Genomic DNA, 22,565 nt, shown 5'->3' with positions numbered 1-22,565 from the left:
GCGAGCGTCGGAGAAAATCGAAAAGCAGTGCAGTTCAATGCGTGGGTCGCTACAGATCCGGTGAGGAGCATACGTGTTCGCCTGGTGGGGTCGAACTGTGTACCGACTGCGGTACATCGTAATCGGGGTCACGGTGGCGCTGTGCCTGGGCGGCGGCATTTTCGGGCTCAGCCTCGGTAAGCACGTCACGCAGAGCGGGTTCTACGACGAGGGCAGCCAGTCGGTCAAGGCCTCGATCCTGGGCGACGAGGTCTACGGGCGCGACCGCACCGGCCACATCGTGGCCATTTTCAAGGCTCCGGACGGCAAGACGGTCAACGACCCGGCGTGGTCGAAGAAGATCACCGACGAGCTCAACCAGTTTGTGTCCGACCACCCCAAGCAGGTGCTCGGCTGGGCCGGCTACCTGCGCGCCCCGGACAGCACCAGCCCGGTCATCAAGGGCATGGCCACCGACGACAAGCACTACACGTTCGTTTCCATCCCACTCAAGGGCGATGACGACGACACCATCCTGACCAACTTCAAAGACATCGAACCCGCGCTGCAGAAGCTGGACGGCGGCACCGTCCAACTGGCCGGGCTGCAGCCGATCGCCAGTGCGCTGACCGGCACCATCGCCACCGACCAGCGCCGCATGGAGGTGCTGGCGCTGCCGCTGGTCGCGGTGGTGTTGTTCCTGGTGTTCGGCGGCGCGGTCGCGGCCTGCCTACCGGTGATGGTCGGCGGCCTGAGCATCGCCGGCTCGCTGGGCATCCTGCGGTTGATCGCGATGTTCGGGCCGGTGCACTTCTTCGCCCAGCCGGTCGTGTCGCTGATCGGCCTGGGCATCGCGGTGGACTACGGGCTGTTCGTGGTGAGCAGGTTCCGGGAGGAGATCGCCGAGGGGTATGACACGGAGTCCGCCGTCCGCCGCACGGTGATGACGGCCGGCCGGACGGTGGTGTTCTCGGCGGTCCTGATCGCCGCGTCGGGCGCCAGCCTGCTGCTGTTGCCGCAGGGCTTCGTGAAGTCGCTGACCTACGCCCTGATCACCGCGGTTTCGCTGGCCGCGATCCTGTCCATCACGCTGCTGCCGGCCTGCCTGGGTGTGCTGGGCAAGCATGTCGACGCGCTGGGGGTGCGGACCGCGTTCCGGGTGCCGTTCCTGCGGAACTGGAAGGTGTCGCGGGCTTACCTGAACTGGCTGGCCGACCGGCTGCAGAAGACCAAGACCCGCGAAGAGGTCGAGGCGGGTTTCTGGGGCAAGCTGACGAACTTCGTGATGAAACGGCCGCTGGCGTTCGCCATCCCGATCGCCTTCGGCATGATCCTGCTGTGGATCCCGCTGGGCAACATGTCGCTGGGCGGCATGAGCGAGAAGTACCTGCCACCGGACAACCCGGCACGCCAAGCTCAGGAGCATTTCGACCAGCTCTTCCCCGGCTACCGGACCAATCCGCTGACGCTGGTGATCCAGTCGACCAACCATCAGCCGGTCACCGACCAGCAGATCGCCGATGTCCGCGCCAAGGCCATGTCGATCAGCGGTTTCATCGAGCAGGACAACAACCCGGCCAACATGTGGCAGGAACGGTCGCAGGCGCCGGGGGGCCTCGAAGGACCCGTCGGTGCGGGTGCTGCAGAACGCGTTGACGAACCCGGCGGATTCGGCGAGGAAACTCGCCGAACTGCGGTCGATCACGCCGCCCAAGGGCATCCAGATCTTTGTCGGGGGGTACGCCCGCGCTGGAGCAGGACTCGATTCACAGCCTGGTGGACAAGGCCCCGCTGATGGTGATCGTGCTGATCACCACCACCATGTTGCTGATGTTCCTGGCGTTCGGATCGGTGGTGCTGCCGATCAAGGCGGCGGTGATGAGCGTGTTGACGCTCGGGTCCACGATGGGGATCTTGACGTGGATCTTCATCGACGGGCACGGCGCCGGACTGCTGAATTTCACACCGACGCCGCTGATGGTGGTGATCATCGCCCTGGTGGTGGCGGTCGGTTACGGCCTGGCCACCGACTACGAGGTGTTCCTGGTCTCCCGCATGGTCGAGGCCCGGGAGAACGGCATGTCCACCCAGGAGTCGATCCGGATCGGCACCGCGACCACCGGGCGGCTGATCACCGCGGCCGCGCTGGTGCTGGCCGTGGTGGCCGGGTCGTTCGTGTTCTCCGACCTGGTGATGATGAAGTACCTGGCATTCGGCCTGATGGCGGCGCTGCTGCTGGACGCCACCGTGGTCCGGATGTTCCTGGTGCCGTCGGTGATGAAGCTGCTCGGCGACGACTGCTGGTGGGCGCCGCGCTGGATGCGGCGCCTGCAGACCCGCATCGGCCTCGGCGAGATCCAGTTGCCCGACGAACGCAAGCGACCGGTCAATAAGGCGCGGCCGCCGGTGACGGCCGGGCTGGTGGCGGCGACCCCGCGGGCGCCGCACGACCCGACGCACCCGGCGCCGCTGCCGCGCCCGGCTGGTCGGCCCGAGCTGGGCTCCGCGTCCAACGGCCCCGCGGGAGGTCCGCCGGCGCCGGTTCGGGCTCAGCCTGCGAGTCAGCCGGCGGACGCTCCGACGACGCGTCTGTCGGCTCCGCAGAGCGGCGCGCCGCGCAACGGGCCCGCAGCCTCGGCGGCGCCCTCCGCGCCGACCGCACCCTCGGCGCCGTCGGCACCCGCCCCGCCGACCGCGCCGCTGCGGGCTCAGACGCCCAAGACCGCTCCGGCGCCGAAGACCGCTCCGCCGGCCAAGACCACTCCGCCGCCCTCCGCGGGCGAGACCAACAAGATGCCCGCCGCGGGCGGCCGCTCGGCCACCAAGCCGGAGCCGGGGGACCCGGCCGACAAGACCGCTGCCCTGCCGGCCCAACGTCCTGCCGAGAACGACTCCGATACCGCCACCGAGAAACTCAAGGCGCGCGACATCCAGGACGAGAACGCGGTGGACCCCGGGCGGCGTCGGCGTACCGGCGGCGGCGGACTGTCCGCGCAGGATCTGTTGCGCCGCGAGGGCCGCCGCATCTGAGCTGGCGGACGTCCCTTCGCTGCGCGCCCCCACGCCGTGAGCGGCCCCAAAATGCCGTCCAAAAGCGCCGTGGACCGTACATTTGCGGCCGCTCACGCCCCCTGCTCGCGCACGCACGGGGCGCAGCGAGGTCAGTCCTCGGCCACCGCGTGGGGTTTGTCGGGCTGGGCCGCAACGATCGCGCCGGTCTCCCCCTCCGCCTGCTCCTCCGCCTCGGCCTCGGGATCCTTGGCCAGCAGCACCTGCATAGCGTTGTTCAAAAACGCCACAGTCGGCACAGCCAGCAAAGCCCCGACGATCCCGGCCAACACACCGCCGGTAGAGATGGCCAGCACCACAGCCAGCGGATGGATCGACACCGCACGCCCCATCACCAGCGGCTGCAGCACATGCGCTTCGAGCTGGTTGACCACGATCAGCAAGCCCAGGGTCAGCAGCGCATACACCATGCCCTTGGCCAGCAAAGCGACCACGACCGCCAGCAGCCCGGAGATCAGCGCACCGATCAGTGGCACGAATGCACCGAGGAACACCAGCGAGGCCAGCGGCAGCGCCAGCGGCACACCCATGATCGCCAACCCCGCACCCACCCCGGCGGCGTCGGTCAGCGCAACCAGGAACGTGGCGCGGATGTATCCGGTCAGGGCGCCATATCCGGCCTTGCCGGCCTCGTGGACCCGGTCGCGAACGTGCGCGGGCACGATCTTGGAGACGTACTCCCAGATGTTGCGCCCTCCGTAGAGGAAGAAGATCAGGGTGAACAGCACCAGCACCGCCCCGGTCGCCAGCTCGGTGATGGTGGCCGCGGTGGACAGCGCACCGCTGGTCAGCTTGGCCTGGTTGTTGCGCAGCGCCTCGATCGCGGAGTTGCCCGCGTTGTCGATCTGTTCGCGACGCAGGTGCGCTGGGCCCTCGATCAACCATCGGCGGGTGGAGTCGATGCTGTGCTCGACCTGGGTGACCAGGTCGGGCAGCCCGACGATGAACTGGCTGACGACGAACGTCAGAATGCCGCCCAGAATCGCGAAGCCGGCCAGCAACACCAGCGTCACCGCCACGCCGCGCGGCACCCCCCGCTTGTCCAGCCAGTCCACCAGCGGCATCAGCAACGCGCTGAACATCAACGCGAGCAGCACCGGAACGACGATGACCTCGAGTTTTTCCACCACCCACAGCAGCGCCACCCCGGCCGCCACAATGACCAGCAGCCGCCACGACCAGGCCGCGGTCTTGCGTACCAGTGGGCTCACCGCGTCGTCGTCGACAGACATGCGGCAAGACTATCCGGCCGGCTGCACCGGCAAACCCGCCCGGCACGATCCGGTTACGACCCTGGAACGACCCCGACACGTCGGCGACGTGCGTCGATGGGACCGCGGCACGCGCGGTTACCCTAGTTCGATGTCACCGGACGCCGTGGCCCGCAAGCTCGTGGCTTGGTGGCCGAGCACGGTCGCACGCAGCAGCGCGGCGGCCCCGCGCGGCAGGTACTGGTGGCTGCGCTGGGTGGTGCTCGCGGTGGTGGCCATCGTGCTCGTCGTCGAGATCGCGCTGGTCCGCGACCAATTGGCCAAGGCGTGGACTAGCCTGTTCGAGGCCAAGTGGTGGTGGCTGGTCGCCGCGATGATCGCCGCCGCGGCGTCGATGCACAGTTTCGCCCAGATCCAGCGCACGCTACTGACCTCGGCCGGCGTGCACGTCAAGCAGATGCGTTCGGAGGCGGCGTTTTACGCCGCGAATTCACTGAGTACCACGTTGCCCGGCGGCCCGGTCATCTCGGCGACGTTCCTGTTGCGCCAGCAGCGCATCTGGGGCGCCTCGACGGTGGTGGCGTCGTGGCAGCTGGTGATGTCGGGGGCGCTGCAGGCGGTGGGGCTGGCGGTGCTCGGGCTGGGCGGCGCATTCTTCCTGGGCGCCAGGAACAACCCGTTCACGTTGCTGTTCACCCTGGGCGGGTTCGTGGTGCTGCTGCTGTTGGCGCAGGCGGTGGCGTCGCGGCCGGAGCTGATCGAGGGCATCGGCGTCAAGGTCCTGTCGTGGGTCAACTCGGTCCGCGGCAAGCCCGCCGACGCCGGTGCGGCGAAGTGGCGCGAGATCCTGATGCAGCTCGAGTCGGTGAGCCTGAGCCGTCGCGATCTGGGGGTGGCGTTCAGCTGGTCGTTGTTCAACTGGGTCGCCGACGTCGCCTGCCTGGGCTTTGCCGCGTACGCCGCCGGTGACCACGCGTCGGTGGCGGGTTTGACGGTCGCGTACGCGGCCGCTCGCGCGGTCGGGACGATCCCGCTGATGCCGGGCGGGCTGCTGGTGGTGGAGGCGGTGCTGGTGCCCGGCCTGGTGTCGTCGGGCATGGCGTTGCCCAACGCCATCTCGGCCATGCTGGTCTATCGGCTGATCAGCTGGTTGTTCATCGCTGCGGTCGGCTGGGTGGTGTTCTTCTTCATGTTCCGTACCGAGAAGATCGAATCAGACGATCCGCCAACCGATCCGGGCATCCGGGTGCCGACTTTCGACAGGTTCGACGATCCGGCGGAGACGGCGTTGCAGGGGCCGCTACCGCCCCCGGAGGGCGCTGTCTAGCCGTTGTTGGGTTTGGGGCCGGGCAGCGGCCCGCCCCCGCCGAGCGGGCTGGCCGGCGTCCCCGCCGCCGGAGTCCCACCGCCCGGCAGCCCACCGCCTTGGGCCGCCTGGATCAGGCTGAGCGCCTGCGGCAGCGTGATCGGCAGCTTGCACTGGGTGCCCAGTTTGTTCAGCGGGTTGGCCAGCCCCTGCAGGTCCAGCGCAACCTTCGGGTTGGCCTCGAAGTAAGCCTTCAGCGTCGCGGCCGACTGAGGCCCGGAGGGCTCCCGCATGGCCGCCGTCAACGCCTGGTTGGTGTCCGGGTGCGAGTCCAGGTAGTCGCCGGTCTGCTTGGCGACCGTGCCCACGGTGCGGGCCACTTCGCTGGCCGCGCAGGGATCGGGCGCGGCCGACGCCGCGGGCGCACCGAGTAAACCGCCCGTCACGGCCGCCGCGGCGACGATCGCACTGATTGGCTTCATCGGATAACTCCTCCAGGATTCGCACAGGATTCGCACGATGCCGCCGGCCCAAGCCCGCTGACGCCCGCGCGGCCAATCGACATCCTGCCATCCGGTCCACCGCCTCGCCATTTCGAAGCCCACGTTCCAGCCCAGGTCACAGCCGCGATCACGACTTCACAACGATCCCGTCGATCGGCTGTCCTCGCAGCTCAGGAACCGATAAGCAGGCTTAGACGCCAGGAGTAGGCTCGCGGGCAGGCGCTGCGCAAGAAATACGGGGAGTCGAGAAATCCAGCAGTTCATGATGCGGCTGAGCCGCAACCTGCGCAGGTTTCGCTGGTTTGTTTTCACAGGCTGGCTGCTCGCGTTGGTTCCGGCGGTGTACCTGGCGATGACGCAGTCGGGCAATCTGACCGGCGGCGGGTTCGAGGTTGCCGGATCCCAGTCGCTGGCCGTGCACGACCAGCTGGCCGCGCAATTCCCCGACCAGGGCGCCTCCCCGTTGGCGCTGGTGGCCGCGCCCCGCGCCGACGCCACCTACCAGGACATCGACGACGCGGTCGCCGAGCTGAAGCGCATCGCCGGCGAGTTGCCGGGCGTCACCGAGGTGCCCAACCCCACCCAGCGTCCGCCGCAACCCGACCGGCCCTACGTCGTCACCTTGCATCTCGACGCCCGCAACCCCGGCACCAGCGACGTCGCCAAGAAGCTGCGGCAGCGGATCGGCGTGCAGGACGACCGGTCGGGCCAGACCGCCAACGGTCGGGTCCGGCTCTACGTCATCGGCCAGGGCGCCCTGTCCGCTGCCGCGGCGGCCAACACCAAGCACGACATCGCCAAAGCCGAGGAATGGAACCTGCCGATCATCCTGATCGTGTTGCTGGCGGTCTTCGGCTCGCTGGCGGCCGCGGCGATACCGTTGGCGCTGGGCATCTGCACGGTCGTGGTCACCATGGGACTGGTCTATCTGCTGTCCATGTCCATGACCATGTCGGTGTTCGTGACGTCGACGGTGTCCATGTTCGGCATCGCGCTGGCCGTCGACTATTCGCTGTTCATCCTGATGCGGTTCCGGGAGGAACTGCGTACCGGCCGGCGGGCGCCGGAGGCGGTGGACGCGGCGATGGCCACCTCCGGGCTGGCGGTGGTGTTGTCCGGGATGACCGTCATCGCCTCGCTCACCGGCATTTACGTGATCAACACCCCGGCGCTGAGGTCGATGGCCACCGGCGCGATCCTGGCGGTCGCGATCGCGATGTTGACGTCGGCCACCCTGACGCCGGCGCTGCTGGCCACCTTCGCCCGGGCCGCGGCCAAGCGGTCGGTGCTGCTGCACTGGTCGCGACGGCCGGAGAGCACGGTGTCCCGGTTCTGGACCCGCTGGGTCGGCTGGGTGATGCGCCGACCGTGGATCTCGGCGTTGGCGGCCGCGGCCGTGCTGCTGGTGATGGCGGCGCCGGCGACGCAGATGGTGCTGGGCAACAGCCTGTTGCGCCAGTTCGATTCCTCCCACGAGATCCGGGCCGGCGTGGCGGCGGCCGCCCAAGCGCTGGGGCCGGGCGCGCTGGGGCCGATCCAGGTCCTGGTCGCATTCCCCGACGGGGACGCGACGGCGCCGGAGCACACCGCGGTGGTCAACGCGGTCCGGCAGAAGATGACGCAGGCCCCCGACGTCGCCTCGGTGCCACCGCCGGTCTTCGCCGAGGACAAGAACAGCGCGCTGCTGTCGGCGGTGTTGTCGGTCGACCCCGAGGACATGCGGGCCCGGCACACCGTCGACTGGATGCGCCACGAGTTGCCCGGCGTCAACGCCGACGTCGAGGTCTCGGTGGGCGGCTCGACGGCCCTGATCAAGGACTTCGACAGCCGCGTCTCCGAGACGCAGCCGCTGGTGCTGGGCTTCGTCGCGCTGATCGCTTTCCTGATGCTGCTGATCTCGGTGCACTCGGTGCTGCTGGCGCTCAAGGGCGTGCTGATGACGCTGCTGTCGGTGGCGGCCGCCTACGGCTCCCTGGTGATGATCTTCCAGTGGGGCTGGGCTCAGGCGCTGGGTTTTCCGCATCTGCCCTCGATCGACAGCACGGTGCCGCCGCTGGTGCTGGCGATGACGTTCGGGTTGTCCATGGACTACGAGATCTTCCTGCTGACCCGGATCCGGGAGCGGTTCCTGCAGACCGGTCATACCCGGGATGCCGTCGCCTACGGTGTCAGCACCAGCGCACGTACCATCACCAGCGCCGCGCTCATCATGATCGCGGTGTTCTGCGGGTTCGCGTTCGCGGGCATGCCGCTGGTCGCCGAGATCGGCGTGGCGTGTGCCGTGGCGATCGCCGTCGACGCCACCGTGGTGCGATTGGTCCTGGTGCCGGCGCTGATGGCGATGTTCGCCAAGTGGAACTGGTGGCTGCCGGGCTGGCTGGGCCGGATCCTGCCGTCGGTCGACTTCGACCGGCCACTGCCCGACGTCGACCTCGGCGGTGTCGTCGTCATCCCCGAGGACATCACCGCGGCGATCGCGCCCAGCGCCGATCTGCGCATGGTGATCAAGTCGGCGGCAAGGTTCAAACACCTTGCGCCCGAGACTATTTGCGTTGCCGACCCGTTCGCCTTCAGCGGCTGTGAACGCACCGGCGCCGATCAGGAATCGGCGGAAGTGCAGACCGAGACCTTGGCGGTGGCCTCGGGTCCGGTCGGCAGGGTCGGTCTGGCCTACCGCAGCGGGATCGCCAAGGCGATGGCGTGGACCGATCGGCCGGTGCACCCGGTGACGTTGTGGCGCGGCCGGTTGTCGGTGGCCATCGACGCGTTGGACCGCAAAGGCGCGAGGGGCGGTCCGAGCTACCGGCGGCGCAGTCCGGTGGAGACGACCAACGTTCAGCTACCCACCGGCGACCGCCTGCAGATCCCGACCGGCGCCGAAGCGCTGCGTCTCAAGGGCTACCTGATCATGAGCCGTAACAGCAGGCGCGACTACGCCGATTTCGCAGACATGGTGAAGGTGATGGAACCCGAGGCCGTTGCGGCGGTGCTGGCCGGGATGGATAACTATTACTGTTGTCAGCCTGCCGGTTCGCAGCGGCACGGGATCGCCACTGAGCTGGTCCGCCGGCTGGCGGATCCGGACCCGTCAGACCTCGACGAGGTGGAGCCGGAGCCGGATGGGCAGGCAGACTGGGAGGAAGTGAGACAGCGCTGCCTGTCAGTGGCTGTGGCGATGTTGGAGGAGGCGAGGTGACGTTGGCTGCCGACCAGCGAAAAGCCGCGCCCGCTCCGCACGGCCGGGGACGTGCACGGCAACCCGACGCGGTTCCCGGTGCCGACCCGCAGCCGGTCGAGTTCTGGTCCACCGCGGCCATCCGCTCGGCGCTGCAAAGCGGCGACATCGGTACCTGGAAGCGCATCGCCGCCGCACTCAAGCGCGACCCGTACGGCCGCACTGCACGTCAGGTCGAGGAGATCCTCGGGGGTTCCCGCCCGGTCGGCATCGCCAAAGCGCTGTGGGAGGTTCTTGATCGGGCCCGCGCTCACCTGGAGGCCAACGAACGCGCCGAGGTGGCCCGCCACGTGAATCTGCTGATGGACCGCTGTGGCTTGGCCCAGCCGGAGTTCGCGTCGCGGATCGGCGTGTCCGCCGACGATCTCGCCGCCTATCTGGACGGCAGTGTCAGCCCGTCGGCGTCGTTGATGATCCGGATGCGCCGGCTGTCCGACCGGTTCGTCCGGGTGAAGAACGAGCGTCCGCCCGGCGCCTAGCCCTCAGCGGGCGCTGAGCGGCACCACGTCCTGGACCAGCCAGTCGTTGCCGTGCTTGGTCAACGCGACCAGCAGCGCCACCGGCTGCGCGCTGGGCGGTTTGCCGGGCTCGTTCTGGGTGACCCGCATGACCACTGCGACCCTGGCCGCCGTCGGCCCCAGCGCCTCGACGCCGGCGGCCATCGTGGCGGCCTGCGCCGTCACCTTGCGTTGCACCAGTTCGGCGGTGGTCTTGCCGAATCCGTCTTTGAACTTGGTCGCCTGCTCCGGCACCATCATCGACGCGGCCTTGTCGATGGTGGAGTTCGGGTCGGCGGGCGAGAGCGACGAGATGGCTTCGGCCACCGTGGTGGCTACCTGCACCACCGCCGCCGAGTTCCGTTTGAAGTCGTCGTCTTTGCTGGTCCAGTGGGTGTAGCCGGTGATCACCGCGGCGCACAGCGCCGCGGTGGCCAGGAAGACGACGGCCAGCCGCAGGCCCGGGGCGTCGTCGTCGGTTCCCACGCTGACCGAGTCGCGGCGCAGCAGCCAGAAGTTGACCAGCACGCCCTGCACGATCAGCAGGGCCAGCGCCGTGCCGACCGCCACCCACCACTTGGGCCATTCGAGCACCACTCCGATGCCGCCCAGCGCGGCGATGGCCGCCAGCGGCGCCAGGATGTCGAAGACCGCGAGTCGCCACGCATTTCTCATCGCAGCGACTCCAGCTTGGAGATCATCAGCTTGCCGTCGATCTGCGAGACGTCCAGTCGTAGGTTCCACTGCACCACTTGCGGTTTGCCGCCGGCGTTCTCGGCGACCGAGGTCGCGACGACGAGCACCGAGTCGGTGCGGCTGGCGAATGCGGGCAGCTTGGTCGTCACCACCGGCCGGGGTGAGCCGGGCACGGTGTCCAGGTCGCGGTGCACGGTGTCGATGGCCACTGCTGCCACCTGACCGGCGCTTTTGGCTTGCAGTTTCTGCGCCAGCTTCCGGTAGTCGCCGATGGCCGCCTCGAAGTCGGTGTTGAGGTCGCCGACCGTTCCCTCGTGCAGCCGCTGCAGGCTGGCGTCGAGGTTGCTGGTGTTCATGTTGATCAGCACGGTGGACCAGTCGGTGGCTGCTTGCATGACCCGGGTCAGGTAGGCGCGTTCGCCGGAGTCGTCGCGATGCGTGGTCCAGATGAGCACAGCGAGGACCACGGCTGCCACCGACACCAGGCCCAGCACCGTCGAGGCGATGCCGTAGCCGGAGAACATCGCGCCATCCTCGTCGACGTCCTCCTCTACGGCGCCGTCCTCGTCTTCGACGTCGGTGTCGTCCTTGGCGGCCACCTCCTCGACGTCGGCGGGTTCGACGGCTTCATCGGGTTCGCCCTCCGACGGCTCCGCGGTTTTATCCTGGTCAGGCATGGCCCGATCGTTGCACCCGAAACAAGGTGGAAGGATGGCGGGGTGACAGTAGAGGCCATCCGCTCGGGCATCGACCTGAGCTACGTCGACCCATCCGCCCGCCCCCAGGACGACCTTTTCGGTCATGTGAACGGCCGCTGGCTGGCCGAGTACGACATCCCGGCCGACCGCGCCACCGACGGCGCCTTCCGCACCCTGTTCGACCGGGCCGAGGAGCAGGTGCGCGATCTGATCACTCAGGCCAGCGCGGCCAACGCGGCAGCCGGCACCGACGAGCAGCGCATCGGCGACCTCTACGCCAGCTTCCTGGACGAGGACACCGTCGAGCACCGCGGCCTGCAACCGTTGCACGACGAACTGGCCGTCATCGACGGCGCGGCCAACCGCACCGCACTGGCGGCGATCATCGGTGCGCTGCAGCGCACCGGGGTGGGCGGCGGCGTCGGGCTCTACGTCGACACCGACTCCAAGGATTCGAGCCGCTACCTGGTGCACGTCAGCCAGTCCGGGATCGGGCTGCCCGACGAGTCGTACTTCCGCGACGAGCAGCATGCCGCTGTGCTGGCGGCCTATCCGGGACACATCGCGCGAATGTTCGCCCTGGTGTTCGGCGGCAGCCCGGACGACCACGCCGACACGGCGGCCCGCATCGTGGCCCTGGAAACCAAACTGGCCGCGGCGCACTGGGATGTGGTGAAGCGGCGTGACGCCGAGCTCACCTACAATCTGCGCACGTTCGCCGATCTGCAGACCGAAGGCGCTGGTTTCGACTGGGCCGGCTGGGTGGCCGGACTGGGAACGACGCCGGAAGCTGTCGCCGAAGTGGTTGTGCGCCAACCTGATTACTTCACCGCCTTCGCCGCGCTTTGGGACAGTGAGGACTTCGAGGTTTGGAAGGCCTGGGCGCGCTGGCGGTTGATTCGGGCGCGGTCGCCGTGGCTGACCAAAGAGATGGTCGACGCGGACTTCGACTTCTACGGTCGGCGGCTGACCGGCACCGAGCAGATCCGGGACCGCTGGAAGCGGGCCGTCGCGCTGGTCGAGACGCTGATGGGCGACGCCGTCGGAAAGCTCTACGTTGCAAAGCATTTCCCGCCGGACGCCAAGGCGCGCATCGACAAGCTGGTGGAGAACCTGCAGGAGGCGTACCGGATCAGCATCAGCGACCTGGACTGGATGACCCCGCAGACCCGGGAGCGCGCGCTGACCAAGCTGGCCAAGTTCACCGCGAAGGTGGGCTACCCGGTGTCCTGGCGCGACTACTCCGCGCTGGTCATCGATCGCGACGACCTGTACGGCAACTTCCAGCGCGGTTACGCCGTCAACCACGACCGCGAGTTGGCCAAGCTCGGTGGGCCGGTGGACCGCGACGAGTGGTTCATGACGCCGCAGACCGTCAACGCCTACTACAACCCGGGCATGAACGAAATCGTTTTCCCCGCAGCGATTCTGCAGCCGCCGTTCTTCGACGCCGACGCCGACGACGCCGCCAACTACGGGGGGATCGGTGCGGTGATCGGGCATGAGATCGGGCACGGCTTCGACGACCAGGGCGCCAAGTACGACGGCGACGGCAACCTGGTGGACTGGTGGACCGACGACGACCGCACGGAGTTCGGTGCGCGGACCAAGGCGCTGATCGAGCAGTACGAGGGGTATACGCCGCGCGAGCTCGACGGCGGCCATCATGTGAACGGCGCGTTCACCGTCGGCGAGAACATCGGCGACCTGGGTGGGCTGTCGATCGCGCTGCTGGCTTACCAGTTGTCGCTGAACGGCGAGCCCGCACCGGTGATCGACGGCCTGACCGGCGTGCAGCGGGTGTTCTTCGGCTGGGCGCAGGTGTGGCGGACCAAATCCCGTGAGGCCGAAGCGATTCGGCGGCTGGCGGTGGATCCGCACTCGCCGCCGGAGTTTCGCTGCAACGGGGTGATCCGCAACGTCGACGCGTTCTACGAGGCGTTCGGGGTGTCCGAGGATGACGCGCTGTTCCTGGAACCGCAACGGCGGGTCCGCATCTGGAACTAGGAGTCCTTGCTGCCGCCGCACCTTCGGCGGCGGCCCGCTCCGACCCTCGTTTCGGGCGTGAAACCTGGGCGTCGGGCGTGAAACCTGGGCGCTCGGCGTGAAGCCAGGGCGGGAATCCGTCCGGAATACCGCCCTACGCTCACATTGAAAGCCGTTGATTCACAACCAAAGCCCACGCTTCACACCCCAAGCACAAGGCTTCACACCGCACGGCATGAAGCCGACCCCAGCCCGGCCGCCTCGGCCGGCGAGCGTGCGGGAGGCTGCCCTCGACGACGACGAATCGCGCGCAATGAACCCGAACAGGCCGAGCCGGCTACAGCTCCCAGTCGTTGGACCCGTCGTTCTTGGGCACACCGACGGAGTTCTTCACGATGATGGGGTCACCGCTGCCGAAGTTGTCGAAGAACCACTTGGCGTTGGAAGGGCTCAGGTTGATGCAGCCGTGGCTGACGTCGCGCTTGCCCTGATCGCCCACCGACCACGGCGCACTGTGCACGAAATTGCCGCTGTTGTCGAAGCGGACGGCGTCCGACACGGTCACCTTGTAGCCGTTGGCCGAGTTCACCGGAACCCCATAGGTCGAGGAATCCATCACCACCGTCGGCATCTTCTCGAGCACGTAGTAGGTGCCGTTGGCGGTCTGGTGGCCGCCCGAGGCCATGCCCATCGACATCGGGAACGTCTGCACGACGGTCCCGTTGCGGGTGATCGTCATCTGGTGGGTGGCGTCGTCGGCGGTGGCGATCAGCGAGTCTCCGGTGCGGAAGCTCGACTTGGTGCCGGCCGCGTCGATGTTCACCGCGGTGTTGGGCGGCCAGAACGCCAGCGGGCGCCAGCGCACCTGCGACGGGGTCAGCCAGTAGAACTTGCCCGGCACCGGCGGGATCGACGAAATGTGGATGGCGCGCTCGGCCATCGCCTGGTCGGCGATTGGCACCTGGAAGTTGATGATGATCGGCTTACCCACGCCCACCATCGCACCGTTCACCGGGTTGAAGGTCGGCGGCCGGAAGGGCGGCTCACCCACGAACGGGGTGTTGTCCTGTCCGGGCGGCGCGGGCCCGTCGGCCACCGGAGCCGCAACCGGCGCCCCCGGAAGGCCCGGGACACCGGGCACGCCGGGGGGCGGAGCGAACGGGTCGGGCAGCGGCGGCAGCGCGAACGGTTCGGGCGCGGGAGGATCGGCGGGAGCGACGACAGGGCCGGGGTCGCCGGGTGCGTCATCCGGGTCGGCGACGGCCGGGCCGGCACCGAACACCAGCAGGGCGACCCCGCATGCGTTGAGAGCGGCCACCAATATGGCCAAGAGACTTCTCCTCGAAAAGCCCCTCATCCAGCGCGACATATTTCTTTCCCTCCGGTTTCAGACTCCGCCCAGTGTGGCACAACGAAATTGCCGAATAGCCATTCGAAGAGCCCGGCGTGACGGTCCCGAGTCCCGGTTCAGGGTGCTGAGCTGCGGCGTTAGCCGTCCTGTGAAGTTGCCTCCGCGGAGTCTTCGGCAGGGGGTTCGATCACCCGCCGAATCACGGTCATCGCCAGCAACGCGATTCCCATCAACCCCGCCGACGCGGTGAGCATCATCGCCACGCTGCGCTCGTACAGCAGGCCGCCCGCCAGCGAACCGGCCATGATGCCCACCTGGAAGGCCGTCACGTACAGGCCGGAGGCGCCGTCGGGGTCGTCGGCGCCGGCGCGCATGGCCGCGGCCTGCAGCATCGGCGACACCGCGGTGGCCGTCGCACCCCACAACACGATCGCCGCCACCCCGAGCATCAGCACCGTCAGCGCCGAGCCGCGCCACCCGTACGCCAGCACGCTGAGCAGGGCACAGGCCGTCGTCAGCCCCGCCATGCAGAAGATGATGGCGCCCTTGGGGCGGCGGTCCAGCGGCCGTGCCACCATCCCCACCGCCAGCACCCCGGCGATGCCGTACGCGGCCAGCACCCACGCCACGTTGGGTCCGCGCACGCCGACCACCTGCTTGATGACCTCCACGATGTAGGTGTAGGACACGAAATGCCCGGTGACGCCGACCATGGTGATCAGGCTGACGATGATCAGCCCCCGATTGCGGTGGTGCGTCGACCGCGGGCCCACGTATTCCAGCTGGTCGTCGGTCAGCATCATCTCGGGCAGCACCAGCCGGACCGCCACGGTGACGACGGCGGCCGCGACGGTGATGCAGACGGCGGCCAGCCGCCACCCCCACATCAGGCTCAGGGCTGCGGTGAGCGGGCTGCCGATCACCAGGGCCAGGCTCGTCCCGATGTAGATCGACATGGTGGCGCGTCCGGCGTGGCTGGCCGGCACCAGGCGGGTGGCGATCGGGGCGATCACCGACCACAGCAGGCCGTGGGTGATCGCGCACAGCACCCGGCCGGCGGCCAGCACCGCGAAATTGGGCGCCAGCGCCGAGACGAGTTGCGAGACGGTCAGGCAGACCAGGCTCAGCAGCAATGCCCGCCGCCGCGGCCAGTGCGCGGTCCAGCGCACCAGCGGAACCGTGGTCAGGGCGGCGACGAACGCGTACCACGACAGCAACGTCCCCACCCACACCACGGTGACGTGCAGGTTCTTGGCCATCGCCGACAGCGCGCCGACCGGGAGCAACTCGGCGGTGACGTAGATGAAAGCGGCCGCCGCCAGCACCGTCAGCTGCACCGCGATCCGTGGCGTCCACGTTCGTGCGGCGGCGGTTCCGGGTTCGGCAGTCATGGCAGTCATAAGTGTGGGGCACGCAATCGGCCTGGTGCTGCGGTAGCTCGAGGGCACGAATTCGCTGCCCTCACGGTACGCAACCAGGTAGCGGCATCAGCCGACATTGCGGTTCAACACGCCCGCACAGATCAGGAACGAACGAGTCTCGCAATGGCCGCGGAGGCTTCGGCGAGCTTGCCGTCGGCGTCCGGTCCGCCTTCGGCCACGGCACGGGTGACGCAGTGGGTCAGGTGCTCGTCGAGCAGGTTCAACGCCACCGACCGCAGGGCGCTGTTGACGGCGCTGATCTGGGTGAGGACGTCGATGCAGTACTTGTCCTCGTCGATCATCCGCGCGATGCCACGCACCTGGCCTTCGATACGCCGCAGTCGCTTGGCGTAGTTGTCCTTCTCCTGCGCGTATCCATGTGGCGCTGTCATCCGGCCATTTTATACCCCGTCGGGGTATCACTTACGGCACGAAAACGATTTTGGCACCGATCACGGTGCACCGCATACTTGCACAATGCCCTCAACCGCTGATCAAGCCGACATCAAACCCCGCAGTCGCGACGTCACCGACGGTCTGGAGAAGGCCGCCGCTCGTGGCATGCTGCGCGCCGTAGGCATGGTCGACGAAGACTTCGCCAAGCCGCAGATCGGGGTGGCGTCGTCGTGGAACGAGATCACGCCGTGCAACCTGTCGCTGGACCGGCTGGCCCAGGCGGTCAAGGAGGGTGTGTTCCAGGCCGGCGGCTACCCGCTGGAGTTCGGCACGATCTCGGTCTCCGACGGCATCTCGATGGGTCACGAGGGCATGCACTTCTCGCTGGTCTCGCGCGAGGTGATCGCCGACAGCGTCGAGACGGTGATGCAGGCCGAGCGCCTGGACGGTTCAGTGCTGCTGGCCGGCTGCGACAAGTCGCTGCCCGGCATGCTGATGGCGGCCGCCCGGCTGGATCTGGCGTCGGTGTTCCTCTACGCGGGCTCGATCCTGCCGGGGGTGGCCAAACTGTCCGACGGCAGCGAGCGCGAGGTCACCATCATCGACGCTTTCGAGGCGGTCGGCGCCTGCGCGCGCGGTTTGATGAGCCGCGCCGACGTCGACGCCATCGAACGCGCCATCTGCCCCGGTGAGGGCGCCTGCGGCGGCATGTACACCGCCAACACGATGGCCAGCGCGGCCGAGGCGCTGGGTATGTCGCTGCCGGGCAGCGCGGCGCCGCCGGCGACCGACCGACGTCGGGACGGGTTCGCCCGGCGTAGCGGGCAGGCCGTCGTCGAACTGCTGCGCCGCGGCATCACCGCCCGCGACGTCATGACCAAGGAGGCGTTCGAGAACGCGATCGCGGTGGTGATGGCGTTCGGCGGCTCCACCAACGCGGTGCTGCACCTACTGGCCATTGCGCATGAGGCCGAAGTCGAGCTGTCGCTGGCGGACTTCAGCCGGATCGGGTCGAAGGTGCCGCACCTGGCCGACGTCAAACCGTTCGGCCGGCACGTGATGTCGCATGTCGATCACATCGGCGGGGTGCCGGTCATGATGAAGGCGCTGCTGGACGCGGGCCTGCTGCACGGCGACTGCCTGACGGTGACCGGCAGGACGGTCGCGGAGAATCTGGCCGACATCGCCCCACCCGACCCGGACGGCAAGGTGCTGCGCGCGCTGAGCAATCCGATCCACCCCACCGGCGGCATCACCATCCTGCACGGATCGCTGGCACCGGAGGGCGCGGTGGTCAAGTCGGCCGGCTTCGACTCCGATGTGTTCGAAGGCACCGCAAGGGTTTTCGACGGCGAGCGGGCCGCGCTGGACGCGCTCGAGGACGGCACCATCACCAAGGGTGACGCGGTGGTGATCCGTTACGAAGGCCCCAAGGGCGGGCCAGGGATGCGCGAGATGCTCGCCATCACCGGCGCGATCAAGGGCGCCGGGCTGGGCAAGGACGTGCTGTTGCTGACCGACGGGCGGTTCTCCGGCGGGACGACCGGTTTGTGCGTCGGGCACATCGCCCCCGAGGCCGTCGACGCGGGGCCGGTCGCATTCCTTCGCGACGGCGACCGGATCCGGCTCGACGTGGCCAACCAGACGCTGGACGTGCTGGCCGATCCCGACGAATTCGCCGCACGCCAAACAGGTTTCACTCCGCCGCCGCCGCGTTACAAAACCGGTGTGCTCGCCAAGTACGTCAAGCTGGTCGGCTCGGCGGCGGGTGGCGCTGTCTGCGGCTGAGCTTCCTCAGCGCACCAACGCCACCGCGAACCCGTCCCAGCCCTTGCTGCCGACGGTCTGCAGCGCCGCGGCGTCCAACCGTGGATGCTCGCCCATCGCCTGCAGCGTCCCGCGGGTCGCGGCGACGCGGGCGTCGTCGGATTCGGTCAGCACGTGCCCGCCCCGAATGACGTTGTCCACCACGATCACCGTGCCGGGGCGCCCGAGCTTGATCGCCCACTCCAGGTAGGTGGCGTTGTTTTCTTTGTCAGCGTCGATGAACACCAGATCGAACGGGCCGTCGGTGATCGTCGGCAAGGTGTCCAGCGCGGCGCCCGCCACCACCCGTACCCGGTCACCCAGCCCGGCCCGCTCGATGTTGGCGCGGGCGACCTCGGCGCGGTGTGAGTCGTATTCCAGCGTCACCACGCGCCCCTCGGGCCCGGCGCCGCGCGCCAGCCAGATGGTGCTGTACCCGCCCAGCGTGCCGAGTTCGAGAATGCGGTGCGCTCCCATGGCCGAGGCCAGCAGACACAGAAATTTGCCCTGCTGCGCCGACACCGCGATGTGCGGCAGTCCGGCGGCGTCACTGGCCTCGACCGCCGCGGCCAGCACGGGGTCCAGACCGATCAGCGTGGTGTCCAGGAACGCGTCGACGGCTTGTGGGGTCGCTTCTTCAGGCATAAGTCAACGCTAACCAAATCGCCGATCTTGACAATTTAGCGACGCAAGACGACGGCGAAATTCCGCCTGACATCTTGGGGCCGGATCGGCCGGATCCCCGCTCATCCGCCTCGATTGCTTTACCGGGTACCCCTATGGGGTATATGCTGCGGAGGCGGAGGTTACCACTCCGATTTGTGTCCCGAAGATGAGGTGAAATGCAATGACAACTCACGAAGCTGGAACCGAGCTGACCTGCGGCCACGAGGGCTGCGGCTGTCGCGTCCGGGTCGAGGTCCCCTGCCACTGCTCCGGTGCCACCGAGCCGTACCGCTGCACCTGCGGCGAAGCGCTGGTCCCCGTCAAGTAATCCCAACTTGCCGGGCGTGCGTTCGGCCGTGCCCCTCAGTGCCCGAACGCACGCCCGGTCAACTCGACCTCGGCGGAGAGTTTCAGGTCCACCGCCGACGCGCCGACGGCCACCGCGTGCCGGCCCGGCGCGATCCGCCAACTTCCCTGGCGGTAGCGGGCCAGCAATCGCGGATCGGATTCGATGCTCACCCGGCGCGATTGACCGGGTTCGAGTTCCACTCTGGCGAATCCCAGCAGCCGCAGACACTTTTCCTCCGGCGTGCCGGTCAGGTACAGCTGCGGCACGTCGGCTCCGGCGCACCGCCCGGTGTTGACCACGGTGACCGCGGCGGTCACCGTGTCGCCGCCGGCGACGTCCAGCTCGCGATACTCGAAACTTGTGTAGGACAGGCCATGGCCGAACGCGAACAGCGGAGCCTGCCCGGTACGCGCGAACCAGCGGTAGCCGACGTCGGCGCCCTCGGAATAGTCGATCGTCGTCGGCGCACCGGGCGGGGCATCGGGCAAACGCGGCCGCGGCGTCTGGTCCAGGTCGGCCGGAAAGGTGATCGGCAGCCGACCCGACGGATTCACTTGCCCGGCAAGTACTTCCGCGATGGCCTGACCGCCCTGCTGCCCCGGATACCACGCTTGGACGACGGCGCTTACCGCTTCCCGCCAGGGCATCGCGACCGGGTTGCCCGTCTGTAGCACCACTACCGTGTTCGGGTTGGCGCCGGCCACCGCGGCGATCAGCGCGTCCTGCCCCCACGGCAGCGACAGGTCGGCGCCGTCGAAGCCCTCCCCTTCGGCGCGCACCGCGAACACGATCGCGATGTCGGCCCGGCGCGCCACCGGTACCGCCTCGGCCGGGCTGATGCCGGGGTCGAATTCGATCTGCGCCTGTGGCAGCACTTTGCGCAATGCGTCGAGCGGGCTCGACGGCGTCAGGTACAGGTTCCGCATCCCGGCCTCCAGCCCCGCCCCACCGATCGGGATCACCTCGGCATAGCCACCCGGCGGCAGCACGGTGCTGGACCCGTACCCGGCCGGCACACCACGATGCGCATACCCGCCGATGACGGCGATCCGGGCGTCCGCTCGCAGCGGCAGCACACCCTGGTTCTGCAGCAACACGATGCCCTGCCTGGCGATATCGGCGGCAATGTCGCTGTGCATGTTGGTATTTGGCTCAGGTACGTCGACCCACCGGTCGATCCCGACGGCGAACATCGAGCGCAGGATCCGCCGCACCATGTCCGCCAGCCGGTCTCTGCTCAGCCGGCCGTCGGCGTACGCGGCGCGCAGCGGGGCGCCGAATGTCTCGGCCTGCCAGAGCAAGGCGTCGATCTGGGCGCCGCACTCCTGGTCGAGGCCGGCCAGCGCGCACTCCCAACTCGGCGTGCCACCCCAGTCCGACATCACCCAGCCGCGATACCCCCAGGCGGTTTTCAGCACCTCGTCGAGCAGCACACTGCTGGCCGCGCAGTAGGCACCGTTGACTTTGTTGTAGGCGGCCATCACCGCGCCGGGCCGGCCCCGCTCGATCGCAATCTGGAAAGCCAGCAGATCCGATTCGCGGTGTGCGTCGGGGTCGATCACCGCGTCCAGCCAGTGCCGGTTGGTCTCGTTGCAGTTCAGCGAGAAGTGCTTGACCGTCGAGATGACGCCGTGCTGCTGGATACCGAGGACCTGCTCGGCGGCCAGCACACCACTCAAAAGCGGGTCCTCGGAAAGGTATTCGAAGTTACGGCCGCAGCGCGGGTCCCGGGCCAGGTTCATCGAACCGGCCAGCTGGACGTTGAATCCGCGGCTGCGCGCCTCGGCGCCGATCACCGACCCCGCAGCGCGGGCCAGCGCCGGGTTGAAACTGGACGCCAGGGCCAGTCCGGCCGGCAGCGCCGTAGCGGTGTCGCCCGGGCGGAAGCCGGGGTTGGTCACGCCCAATCCGGCGTCGCTCATCCGCAGCGCCGGCACCCCGAGCCGCTCGACCCCGGGCACGTAGCCGGCGCTCATCGGGACGCCGGGGGGGATGCGCTCGTCGTGCAGCGGCCACATGTCGCCGGCCCCCATCACCCCGACCAGCATCGCGAAGCGTTCGTCGTCGGTCAGCTGCGCTTCGACCTCGCCGGCCCGCAGGTCGGGATCTGCCGATTCGCTCACCGCACCCCCTCTTTGGCGTAAACCACCCGCAGCACGTGACCGGCTTCGGGCCCCATCACCGACTCTGCCAACTCGCACATCGTCGCCACGAACGCCGGACCGTGCGGCGGCGGCTCCTGGCACAGGTGGTGCGCAATCTCGTGCAGCACCACCAACTCCCGCATCGCCCAGTCGGCGGTAGCCCGGTCCGGTACGGCGATTACGCCGGTGCCGTCCCGGTTTTCGTAGTGCGCGGCGGTAGCCGCACGGCGTGCCCGGACCCGCAGCGGCGACACGGCGGGCCACCGTTCGCGCACCGCGGGGAACGCCAGCACGCCGTCGACGTAGCGTTGCACCGACTCCACCGACGCGAATCGCCCCTCGGGGGGCAGCGTCAACTGCGTGCCGAAGAACTCCAGACTGGGTGAGCCGTGCTCGGCGGCCCGATCGAAGATCGTCCGGACAAACCCTTCGGCCGCATATACTTTGGCGCGCTGGGCATCCCGCGGCACACCCGCACGCGCCGGCGAACTCAACTGCCCAGCGCGGTCCGCGCCCCGGGTAACTCGGGACTGTTGCCCAGCCGCGCCCGCCGACCGGCCCGGTCGCCCGCTCGCCGGGCCGCCGACGAATATCCGGCACTGGCCCGGTTGGCCTGCCAGCTACCGCGGGCCTTGGACGTGCTGCGGTAGAAGTCGCGCAACTCGAGTTCCTTGTCCCGCAAGGCAATTGCGGTTCCCGGCGCACGGGCCCGGTCCTTACTGACTTCCTGGCGAGCCTGCTCGCGGGCCTCCGCGAGCCGCTGCCCAACCCGTGCGCCGAAGGCCAGCTGGAAGTTGAGCCGGGCGGTGATGGTCGGCGTGGGCCGGTGCGCGCCGGTGGCCAGGTAGGCGTCGGAGGCCCGGACCATCTGCACCACCAGGCTGGCGTAGAGGGCATGCGTGGCGTCGATGTCCTCGCCGAACCCGTAGGCGTACAGGAACGTCGAGTTCGACGCGATGTCGCAGCGCACGTCGTTCGCCGCGGCGATGAGCACGAAAAGCTGTACGTAGGTGCGTAATCCGCGGGTGCCCGCGTTGCCGATGGTGATGATGCGCTGGGTGGGAGCCTGCGCGGCGGATCGGTTGGAGGAATGCGAACGCGCCACCGCCAGGTCGATGGACGCGGCCGTCGCCAACCGCTGTGCGGCACTGAGGAACGCGTCGGCTTCGTGGGTGTTGTCGGTACCCTCCGCCTGGCGCAGCAGGGCCGCGATACGGGACAGCATCTTGTCGTCGGTCATGACGCCAAGCTA

17 protein-coding genes and 1 pseudogene are annotated in these 22,565 nt (G+C 68.6%); 7 read left to right on the top strand and 11 right to left on the bottom strand.

The features are described from left to right. Positions 1-73: 73 nt before the first annotated feature. Positions 74-3,009: pseudogene (mmpL3, locus tag L6444_RS02240) on the top strand (trehalose monomycolate exporter MmpL3). A 131-nt stretch (positions 3,010-3,140) separates the two neighbouring features. On the opposite strand, the gene L6444_RS02235 reads toward mmpL3, so the two are convergent. After that, positions 3,141-4,280 (bottom strand): AI-2E family transporter, encoded by a 1,140-nt coding sequence (locus tag L6444_RS02235; protein WP_236980131.1) that lies wholly within the window; start codon positions 4,278-4,280, stop codon positions 3,141-3,143. 130 nt (positions 4,281-4,410) lie between these two features. Between L6444_RS02235 and L6444_RS02230 the strand changes: the two genes are divergently transcribed. Next, the gene (locus L6444_RS02230; protein WP_236980129.1) at positions 4,411-5,586 is read left to right on the top strand and encodes a lysylphosphatidylglycerol synthase transmembrane domain-containing protein; all 1,176 of its coding nucleotides are present in this window, start codon (positions 4,411-4,413) and stop codon (positions 5,584-5,586) included. Here the strand turns inward: L6444_RS02230 and L6444_RS02225 are convergent. Then, on the bottom strand, positions 5,583-6,047 hold the full coding sequence (locus L6444_RS02225; RefSeq protein ID WP_236980127.1) for a hemophore: 465 nt from the start codon (positions 6,045-6,047) through the stop codon (positions 5,583-5,585). The genes L6444_RS02230 and L6444_RS02225 overlap by 4 nt on opposite strands. Positions 6,048-6,330: 283 nt before the next feature. Here L6444_RS02225 and L6444_RS02220 point away from each other — a divergent pair, with 283 nt between their 5' ends. Continuing rightward, the gene (locus L6444_RS02220; RefSeq protein WP_236980125.1) at positions 6,331-9,264 is read left to right on the top strand and encodes an MMPL family transporter; all 2,934 of its coding nucleotides are present in this window, start codon (positions 6,331-6,333) and stop codon (positions 9,262-9,264) included. After that, positions 9,261-9,782 (top strand): XRE family transcriptional regulator, encoded by a 522-nt coding sequence (locus L6444_RS02215; protein ID WP_236980124.1) that lies wholly within the window; start codon positions 9,261-9,263, stop codon positions 9,780-9,782. The genes L6444_RS02220 and L6444_RS02215 overlap by 4 nt, the downstream gene beginning before the upstream one ends. Positions 9,783-9,785: 3 nt before the next feature. Here the strand turns inward: L6444_RS02215 and L6444_RS02210 are convergent, their stop codons facing one another. Together L6444_RS02210 and L6444_RS02205 are read right to left on the bottom strand one after the other, a co-directional pair. After that, a complete protein-coding gene (locus L6444_RS02210; protein ID WP_236980122.1) occupies positions 9,786-10,475 on the bottom strand; it encodes a hypothetical protein in 690 nt (229 codons plus the stop codon). Then, the gene (locus tag L6444_RS02205; RefSeq protein ID WP_236980120.1) at positions 10,472-11,173 is read right to left on the bottom strand and encodes a hypothetical protein; all 702 of its coding nucleotides are present in this window, start codon (positions 11,171-11,173) and stop codon (positions 10,472-10,474) included. Before L6444_RS02205 ends, L6444_RS02210 begins: the two co-directional genes overlap by 4 nt. A 42-nt stretch (positions 11,174-11,215) precedes the next feature. On the opposite strand from L6444_RS02205, the gene L6444_RS02200 reads away from it, so the two are divergent. Further along, a complete protein-coding gene (locus tag L6444_RS02200) occupies positions 11,216-13,201 on the top strand; it encodes a M13 family metallopeptidase (protein WP_236980118.1) in 1,986 nt (661 codons plus the stop codon). Between the two features lie 316 nt (positions 13,202-13,517). Here L6444_RS02200 and L6444_RS02195 read toward each other — a convergent pair whose 3' ends face one another. From L6444_RS02195 to ricR, 3 genes are all read right to left on the bottom strand, one after another. Beyond that, on the bottom strand, positions 13,518-14,549 hold the full coding sequence (locus tag L6444_RS02195) for a L,D-transpeptidase (RefSeq protein ID WP_236980116.1): 1,032 nt from the start codon (positions 14,547-14,549) through the stop codon (positions 13,518-13,520). A gap of 119 nt (positions 14,550-14,668) precedes the next feature. Further along, a complete protein-coding gene (locus L6444_RS02190; protein WP_236980114.1) occupies positions 14,669-15,922 on the bottom strand; it encodes an MFS transporter in 1,254 nt (417 codons plus the stop codon). Positions 15,923-16,053: 131 nt separating this feature from the next. Beyond that, positions 16,054-16,344, bottom strand: a complete 291-nt coding sequence (gene ricR, locus L6444_RS02185) for a copper-sensing transcriptional repressor RicR (RefSeq protein WP_236980112.1) — start codon at positions 16,342-16,344, stop codon at positions 16,054-16,056. An 85-nt stretch (positions 16,345-16,429) separates the two neighbouring features. Between ricR and ilvD the strand changes: the two genes are divergently transcribed. Then, positions 16,430-18,136: a dihydroxy-acid dehydratase gene (gene ilvD, locus L6444_RS02180; RefSeq protein WP_236980111.1), complete on the top strand. Its 1,707-nt coding sequence runs from the start codon at positions 16,430-16,432 to the stop codon at positions 18,134-18,136. A 6-nt stretch (positions 18,137-18,142) separates the two neighbouring features. Here ilvD and L6444_RS02175 read toward each other — a convergent pair whose 3' ends face one another. Then, entirely contained in the window at positions 18,143-18,799 is a 657-nt protein-coding gene (locus tag L6444_RS02175; RefSeq protein ID WP_236980109.1) for an O-methyltransferase, read from the bottom strand. A gap of 202 nt (positions 18,800-19,001) precedes the next feature. On the opposite strand from L6444_RS02175, the gene mymT reads away from it, so the two are divergent. Beyond that, on the top strand, positions 19,002-19,148 hold the full coding sequence (mymT, locus tag L6444_RS02170; protein WP_236980107.1) for a copper-binding metallothionein MymT: 147 nt from the start codon (positions 19,002-19,004) through the stop codon (positions 19,146-19,148). 35 nt (positions 19,149-19,183) lie between these two features. Here the strand turns inward: mymT and L6444_RS02165 are convergent, their stop codons facing one another. The 3 genes from L6444_RS02165 to L6444_RS02155 are packed head-to-tail and all read right to left on the bottom strand — an operon-like array spanning position 19,184 to position 22,553. Then, entirely contained in the window at positions 19,184-21,292 is a 2,109-nt protein-coding gene (locus L6444_RS02165; RefSeq protein WP_236980105.1) for a glycoside hydrolase family 3 protein, read from the bottom strand. After that, positions 21,289-21,807: a TIGR04338 family metallohydrolase gene (locus L6444_RS02160; RefSeq protein ID WP_370653066.1), complete on the bottom strand. Its 519-nt coding sequence runs from the start codon at positions 21,805-21,807 to the stop codon at positions 21,289-21,291. The genes L6444_RS02165 and L6444_RS02160 overlap by 4 nt, the downstream gene beginning before the upstream one ends. Further along, a complete protein-coding gene (locus L6444_RS02155; RefSeq protein ID WP_236980103.1) occupies positions 21,804-22,553 on the bottom strand; it encodes a DUF2786 domain-containing protein in 750 nt (249 codons plus the stop codon). The genes L6444_RS02160 and L6444_RS02155 overlap by 4 nt, the downstream gene beginning before the upstream one ends. Positions 22,554-22,565: the final 12 nt, after the last annotated feature.

Source organism: Mycobacterium kiyosense (assembly GCA_021654635.1).
Classification (GTDB): domain Bacteria; phylum Actinomycetota; class Actinomycetes; order Mycobacteriales; family Mycobacteriaceae; genus Mycobacterium; species Mycobacterium kiyosense.
This window is presented reverse-complemented; position numbering and strand designations above follow the sequence as displayed.